This is a genomic window from Nostoc sp. (assembly GCF_054880495.1).
Genome location: NZ_JBTYKD010000143.1, coordinates 1 through 2,392, shown reverse-complemented (window position 1 = coordinate 2,392; position 2,392 = coordinate 1). Strand labels below are relative to the sequence as shown.

At 42.1% G+C, this 2,392-nt stretch carries 3 protein-coding genes and 1 pseudogene; 2 read left to right on the top strand and 2 right to left on the bottom strand.

Annotated features, from left to right (window positions below):
- A partial coding sequence (locus ACYTXL_RS14865) for a hypothetical protein (protein WP_461925405.1) occupies nucleotides 1-422 on the bottom strand: 422 nt, incomplete at its 3' end.
- A 742-nt stretch (nucleotides 423-1,164) separates the two neighbouring features.
- On the opposite strand from ACYTXL_RS14865, the gene ACYTXL_RS14860 reads away from it, so the two are divergent.
- Nucleotides 1,165-1,344, top strand: a complete 180-nt coding sequence (locus ACYTXL_RS14860) for a hypothetical protein (RefSeq protein WP_461925406.1) — start codon at nucleotides 1,165-1,167, stop codon at nucleotides 1,342-1,344.
- On the opposite strand, the pseudogene ACYTXL_RS14855 reads toward ACYTXL_RS14860, so the two are convergent.
- Nucleotides 1,256-1,612, bottom strand: a pseudogene (locus tag ACYTXL_RS14855) (hypothetical protein); the annotation flags it as partial. The gene ACYTXL_RS14860 and the pseudogene ACYTXL_RS14855 overlap by 89 nt on opposite strands.
- Before the next feature lie 149 nt (nucleotides 1,613-1,761).
- Between ACYTXL_RS14855 and ACYTXL_RS14850 the strand changes: the two are divergent.
- Complete coding sequence (locus ACYTXL_RS14850) at nucleotides 1,762-2,352, top strand: thioredoxin family protein (protein ID WP_461925404.1); 591 nt, start codon at nucleotides 1,762-1,764, stop codon at nucleotides 2,350-2,352.
- The last annotated feature ends 40 nt before the right edge of the window (nucleotides 2,353-2,392 follow it).

The following is a 2,392-nucleotide window of genomic DNA, read 5'->3' as shown; positions in this document are numbered from 1 at the left end:
TTCTTTGTAGTTACTGTTGCGGCTTCGGCATCTAGTCTGGCGGCGATCGCTTCTAAGGTTGCTTTTTCAGCCTCTTCGAGCGTTGCGATCGCTAAGAAGGTCGCCGTAGCTGCATGGTTTTCAGCTCTATCTGCCCGATGTTCGAGTTTCTTTGCTTTGCGACCCGTTTTCCATTCCTGGACATGGGACTTCACTTCAGATTCTTTTTCCTCGAATTGAGCTTTGAGCTTTGCCCGATAATCATCGAATTCTTGTTTCTTCGCGTCCAGCTTTGCTTTCGCTTCATCAATTTGAGATTCAATTTCAAGTTGAGTTTTTTTCGGCGCAGATTGAATACTTTCTCTCAGCGATTTTACCCGATCTTCAACCGCTTCTAAATTGTCATGAAGATTTTTGGTGAAGTTATCAATTGCAGTACTCATGATAATTGCTCTAGTATATTGAATTTCTGAAATATGGCTCTATTATGCTTCAAGTGCTTCAAGTTGAGATTTCATCCCAGATTGAGTTTTTTCTCTCCACATTTAATACTTACAAATTTTGAAAAATTTAACCTCTACCTTTTGAACGTTTTAGTAGAAGTTATACAATTCACACACTATTTAAAACCTTATTAAAACATAATTGCTCTTATAAACGATTCCGATTTGCTCCTCTCAGCAAGACTTTCACAGCTATATTTAGACAATAGCATTGCAGTCTTATGTCGCAATTATAAACTGTAACTATAGCGAGTTTTTGCTTAAATTTTTATCAATATCTTCAAGCTTAATCCTTTGGGAGTAGTAATCTAATTCATAATTTATTTCCCTTGAACTTTTCTATCGTATTATCTATAGCGATCGCTTGATTACTTTCAATACCCAAGATGAAAATGTGAGATTTTTTTAATCAATCAAATAACCCTAGAAATCAAACATCACCTTGTAATACTGTAAGAGGAGGCCAGTTTTATTACAAAAAGTGATCATTCGCTCAATTGGATTAAGCTGAGGGCTATTGCGATTTTTGGGATCAAAGGATGTCCGCAATGATGTTTTCTATCTGATTTTCTACCTAGTACAGCACGGCGTAAATAAGCCACCCATTTGTAATCTCTGAAACCCTTGCTAAAACGTAATTACGAATTACGAATTACGAATTACGCGAAGCGGTACTAGTTGGTTGAGAATAGCTGTAGAAACCTTTCTATTTTGTGGCTTAAGTGTTCGTGATGATGCGATAGAAAGGCAGAACATAGCTGCTTCCTGTGATATTAGCGGTGCTTTAAAGATGGTTGTACATGGGCTAGTTGAGCAGCAATTAACTCAATTTTACCGTCAGCGTTGCGATGCCAACCTGTAGCTTGGAGGAGAGTTTTCGGGGTTGGGGGTATTTGGGCTGTGACTTCCCCGGTTTTTCGGTATGCAGAGATATCGCGGATGTCAGACCAGGTGTGTCACCGAACAGCCCGCACTTCTCTACGAGACGCTGCGCGTAGCCTTGCTTCCACGAAGTGGTACGACAAAGCTCAGTGACCATTGTAGACATCGCTCATCACCTGTTGCGTTGGATTTTCCGGTATTCCACCCCGTCCCGTTGCCACAAAGCGGCTGCCTTGATTACTCGCGCACGACTAAATCTCAGATTTAGTCAGGGATAAAACCCTATGAAGTTGCTGCAAAACTTGAGGATGGGAAGACAGCACCTCTTGTCCCATTGTCCTATAAAGGTCAGCTAAACTGAAGAAGAAATGGCTTATTAAGTTTTAATAATTCTGTTATGAGTACTGATTCACCTCTTAATTCTCCCGATAAGTCAGAATCGACATTGGGGAAGCGTTTGAGAAACTTCTTAATTGTAATGGTAGCGATCGCCCTCAGCGTTGCCCTGTTCTTGGGATTGCGAACTGAAACAACCTCAGCTTCCCTTGCCAAATTAAGTGATGCGTCCACACCGTTAGATGTAGCTGTCAGCAACGGCAAACCATCTCTAGTGGAATTTTATGCTGATTGGTGTACTGTCTGTCAGAAAATGGCCCCAGATATCGCTCAACTGGAAACAGAGTATGCTGACAAGATGAATTTTGTGATGCTGAATGTGGATAATCTCAAGTGGCTACCGGAAATGCTGAGATATCGGGTGGATGGGATTCCCCATTTTGTATTTTTGAGTCAGCAAGGGGAAACCATCGCCCAAGCCATCGGTGATCAACCCCGCACGATTATGGCTAGCAATTTAGAAGCTTTGGTTACTGGTTCGTCTCTCCCCTATGCTCAAGCTAGCGGGAAAGTTTCCAAATTCTCAGCCCCAGTCACACCAACCGCCAGTCAAGATGACCCCCGCACTCATGGCAGTCAAGTGATAAATTAGCACTTTGGAGGCACGGCGTAGGAGAGTAGAGAAAGTGCGA